This is a genomic window from Haloferax sp. s1 (assembly GCF_058382125.1).
In genome coordinates, this window is sequence record NZ_JBZRPK010000397.1 from 1 (window position 1) to 4,099 (window position 4,099).

6 protein-coding genes and 1 tRNA gene are annotated in these 4,099 nt (G+C 61.6%); 5 read left to right on the plus strand and 2 right to left on the minus strand.

Annotation, left to right across the window (positions count from 1 at the left end; genetic code table 11):
- Positions 1-88 precede the first annotated feature (88 nt).
- The 5 genes from QT222_RS05145 to QT222_RS05165 all read left to right on the plus strand — a co-directional run bounded on the left by QT222_RS05145 (position 89) and on the right by QT222_RS05165 (position 2,742).
- On the plus strand, positions 89-874 hold the full coding sequence (locus QT222_RS05145; RefSeq protein WP_004057563.1) for a glycosyltransferase: 786 nt from the start codon (positions 89-91) through the stop codon (positions 872-874).
- Positions 867-1,334 (plus strand): GtrA family protein, encoded by a 468-nt coding sequence (locus tag QT222_RS05150; protein WP_004057562.1) that lies wholly within the window; start codon positions 867-869, stop codon positions 1,332-1,334. Before QT222_RS05145 ends, QT222_RS05150 begins: the two co-directional genes overlap by 8 nt.
- Positions 1,335-1,394: 60 nt before the next feature.
- A tRNA-Met gene (locus tag QT222_RS05155) sits at positions 1,395-1,469 on the plus strand.
- A 298-nt stretch (positions 1,470-1,767) separates the two neighbouring features.
- The gene (locus QT222_RS05160) at positions 1,768-2,250 is read left to right on the plus strand and encodes a hypothetical protein (RefSeq protein ID WP_004057561.1); all 483 of its coding nucleotides are present in this window, start codon (positions 1,768-1,770) and stop codon (positions 2,248-2,250) included.
- 75 nt (positions 2,251-2,325) lie between these two features.
- Complete coding sequence (locus QT222_RS05165) at positions 2,326-2,742, plus strand: Rieske (2Fe-2S) protein (protein WP_004057560.1); 417 nt, start codon at positions 2,326-2,328, stop codon at positions 2,740-2,742.
- Positions 2,743-2,763: 21 nt separating this feature from the next.
- On the opposite strand, the gene QT222_RS05170 is transcribed toward QT222_RS05165, so the two are convergent.
- Positions 2,764-3,654 carry an aminotransferase class IV gene (locus QT222_RS05170; protein ID WP_491476524.1) on the minus strand — a complete coding sequence of 297 codons (891 nt, stop codon included), beginning with the start codon at positions 3,652-3,654 and terminating at the stop codon, positions 2,764-2,766.
- Positions 3,647-4,099, minus strand: a 453-nt coding sequence (locus tag QT222_RS05175) for a glutamine amidotransferase-related protein (protein WP_491476525.1), incomplete at its 5' end; no start/stop codon positions are given. The genes QT222_RS05175 and QT222_RS05170, both read right to left, overlap by 8 nt.

The following is a 4,099-nucleotide window of genomic DNA, read 5'->3' on the forward strand; positions in this document are numbered from 1 at the left end:
TGAAGGCGCGCCGGATGCAATACGTTTTGTGATGGCGGGGGCGCACAAGAGCGGGTTGCTTTTTACCCCGTTCGAAGAATTGTCGTGCATGTCGCAGTCCGTCGGGATGGTGGTCCCTGCTTACCGGCCCGACCCTGATCGTCTAGTCCCCTACGTGCACGCCCTCGTCGAGGAACTCGACCTCGCTGTGGTCCGGGTCGAACTCGACGCGCCGCAGACGGGGGTACTCGACTCTCTCGATGCTCTCCCGACTGTCGCCGAGGTGAACCCCGTCGATGCACGCCGCGGCAAAGGTGCCGCCATCACCGCCGGGTTCGAAGCTCTCGACACGGATATCGTCTCCTTTGCGGACGCCGACGGCAGTACCCCGGCCGCGTCGATTTCGAACGTCGTCGATGCTGTCCATGACGGTGCCGACCTCGCTGTTGGCTCACGACGGCACCCTGACGCGACCGTCGCCTCGCACCAGACAGTCGCGCGTCGCTATCTCGGTGATGGGTTTGCGTGGCTCGCCCGTCATCTCACCGACGTTCCGCTGTACGACTACCAGTGCGGGGCGAAAGCCATGACTGCCGAGGCGTGGGCGGACGTTCGAACCCACCTCTACGAACCCGGGTTCGCGTGGGATATCGAACTCATCGCCGTTTCGGGTGCGTTCGGTCACCGCGTTGCCGAGGTGCCCGTCGTCTGGGAGGACCAGCCGAATTCTACGGTCTCGCCGGTGGACACGACGCTCAAGATGGCTCGTGGACTCCTTCGGTCGCGCCACCGCGCTCGGACGATTCGCGAGGACCGCCTCCACGAACTCATCGACGCTCGAAACGACGAACGAACCCTCATCGAGCAGTTCTCGGTGGAGGTTACGGATGACTAACCGGCTTTCTGCCCTCACGTCCGGAACTCGATTCGGGAAGTTCGTCTCGGTGGGTGCGGTCGGCGCGGTGTTCGACCTCTCGTTGAGCAGTCTTCTCATCGTCTTTTTCGGCATCGCTGGCGAACTCGCGAAACTCGCCGGTGCGGAACTCGCTATCGTCGTGATGTTTCTCATCAACGACCGCTGGACGTTCGCGGGCGCTGGCGCGGACCATCTCACAGCGAAGGTCCGACGCTTCCTGAAGTCGAACCTCGTCAGAAGTGGGGGTCTCGCAGTGCAGGTGCTCGTCGTCCGAGCACTCGGCGAGATTCCACTGGAGATTCCGGTCGCTGGTATCGACCTCTGGAAACTCGTTCCGTTACCGATTGCAATCGGCGCGTCGATGCTCTTGAACTACGTCGCTGAGAGTCTGTTCACATGGCGAATCGCTGGCCGTTCGAGTCAGCGAGAGTCACGGTGAAAATTGACACACAGCGCCCGAAACAGAAGCCTTAACAATAGATGTCGCATTTGTTGATTCAGCGGGATGGGATAGCCAGGAGATTCCGCCGGGCTCATAACCCGGAGATCGGTAGTTCAAATCTACCTCCCGCTATGGTTTTGCCGACCTCAACTCCTGACCGCCGAGGCTCGTCTCGGCGCGACCCCTGAGGTCGGCTTCATAGCACAGTAGGTTTGAACCAGCGAGCAACGCGAAGCGTTGCGAGTGTGGTTCAAATCTACCTCCCGCTATGCTCCTGAAAATCACACACCCAAGCGGCGCGTCTTGTCGCGCCGTCATTTCTGGGATACGTTGTAACTCGGATGTACTGACACCCGAACAGTCAACCTTGCCAATAGGGTTTTCAGGATAGTAGCCACATTCTCCGTGACGAAACACCTGAGGTTTACACATGTCTATCCAGTCCCCGGTAAGAGCACTCCCCCGCTTCCTCACCGTCGAAGTCTTCCTCGTCTTCGTGTTCCTGTGTTCGGGCGTGGTTCCCTACGTGGTGTTCACGAAGACAGAACTGACCGTTCCACCGGGGTTCGGGAACATGTGGGGAATCGCACTCGGGGCGTTGGGGATACTCTGGGCCGTTCTTCTCATTCACGCGGCCGTCGATGGGTGGCGTCTGGTTCGGAACCGCAAACTCGATGGACTCGGCGGACGTTCTGTTATCGTCCACAGTCTCTTTCGGGTGGTCGAGACGCTCAGTGCCCTCGTCGCTCCGGTACTGCCGTTTATGATCATGGACAGGTCTTCGGACGCACCACTCCCTCCCGGTGCCGCCGTCGCAATTGCGCTCTTCGTCGCTGCGCCGTTGGCTATCGCCAGCCTCACCGTCCTCCTACACGCTGGCTGGATGCTGTGGACCGCGCGGGTGAGTGTGTAGTATTCATCCGTTCTCCCACCAGCACCGCCGACTATTTCCGAAGGAGATTTTCCACACCACCCTAACGGGAGCACAATGAGCGACCTCGAACGAATCTGCTCGGTCGACGACGTACCCGAGGACACGACCTTTCTCTTCCGAGTATGCGGGGACGACGACGAGGAGCGCGAAGCGATACTCGTTCGCACCGATGACGGCATTCAGGCGTGGCTGAACTACTGTATGCACCTGACGCACATCAAACTCGACAAAGGGTCGGGCGCGACGATGCGCAACGGCGAGGTCATCTGCGAGAACCACGGCGCGTACTTCGAGGCCGATACGGGCTACTGTAACTACGGGCCGTGCGAGGGCGCGGTTCTCGACGACCTGGACCTCACCATCGACGGCGACCACGTCTTTCTCTCCGACGACGACTTCTCGTTTGTCGGGACTGGTCCCATCGAGACCGACCCCGTGGACCGAAGTTCGAGTTCGAACGTCGAATTCTGAGCAGGCCCGATTCGGGTGTCGCTACTTCTCGTCGCCGTAGTGTCGCCGCTCCACGTAGTCGTCGTAGAGTCGCGCGAGCAGTTTCGTCACCGGCCCGTCGCCGATGGCGATACCGTCGACTGTTTCGACGGGTCGGAGTTCCCTCGTCGAATTCGTGAGAAACGCTTCGTTAGCCCCGCGCACGTCATCGGGGGTGTATCGTTGCTCCCGAATCGGGATATTTTCCTGTCGGGCGAGGTCCAAGACGACTCTGCGTGTAATTCCCGGGAGAACCGGCCCGTCGAGACTGGGCGTGCAGAGCGCGTTGTCGTCGACGAAAAAGAGGTTACTCGTCGCGCCTTCGGTGACGTAGCCCTCGGAGTCGAGCATGAGCGCCTCGTCAGCGCCGGTTACTCGAAGTTCGGTTCGTGCGAGGATGCCGTTGAGATAGTTGTGGGTCTTCGCCCGAGCGGGAAGCGCACGGTCCGAGATGCGGCGCGTTCGAACCGTCTGCACTGCCGCGGGGCCGTCCCAGACGGGGCCCGACCCGCGGCCGCCTCGCGGGAGCGGTTCGACGATGACGACGACCCGCGGGTCGACCGCCTCGGCGGGGGTGAGACGACCGGGTTGGCTCCCACGAGTGATGGACAGTCGGACGTAGGCGTCCGCGAAGTCGTTCGCGGCTACCGTCTCGTCGATTCGGCGCAGGAGGTCGTCGTCTGAGAGTCCGTGGTCCATCCCGAGTATATCGCACGTCTCAGCGAGTCTGTCCGCGTGTGCGCCCCAGTGGAACACGTCGCCGCCGTAGGCGCGGAGCGTCTCGAAGGCGGCGTCTCCGTAGAGAAAGCCGCGGTCAGTGACCGGAACCGATGCCTCGTCCGCGGGGACGAGGTCGCCGTCGACGTGATAGAGGTGTTTTGAATCGTCAGTCATCGTTTACCCTCCACGCCTCGGTCGCCGGACCTTCGCCCGCAGCGATTGAGACGAAGTTGCGAACGATGTCTTTCCCCGACTCGGTGAGAATACTCTCGGGGTGGAATTGGACACCGATGTGGGGTTTCTCGCGGTGGCGGACACCCATCACGACCGATGTTTCGTCCGCGTCGTCGGTCGCTGTGTTGTCGTCGACCGCTGTGTCGTCGTCGGTCGCTGTGTTGTCGTCGTTGTCAACCGAATCATTCCCTCCTGCTTCGGCGACCGTGTATGCGGTCACGACCAATTCGTCCGGAATGTCGTCGTGTTCGACTGCAAGCGAGTGGTAGCGTCCGACCTCGATTCGGTCGGGGAGGTCGGTGAAGACACCTCGGCCGTCGTGTTCGACCAGCGATGGCTTCCCGTGAACGACTTCGGGGGCGTGGCCGTCGGGTGACCCGAGGGC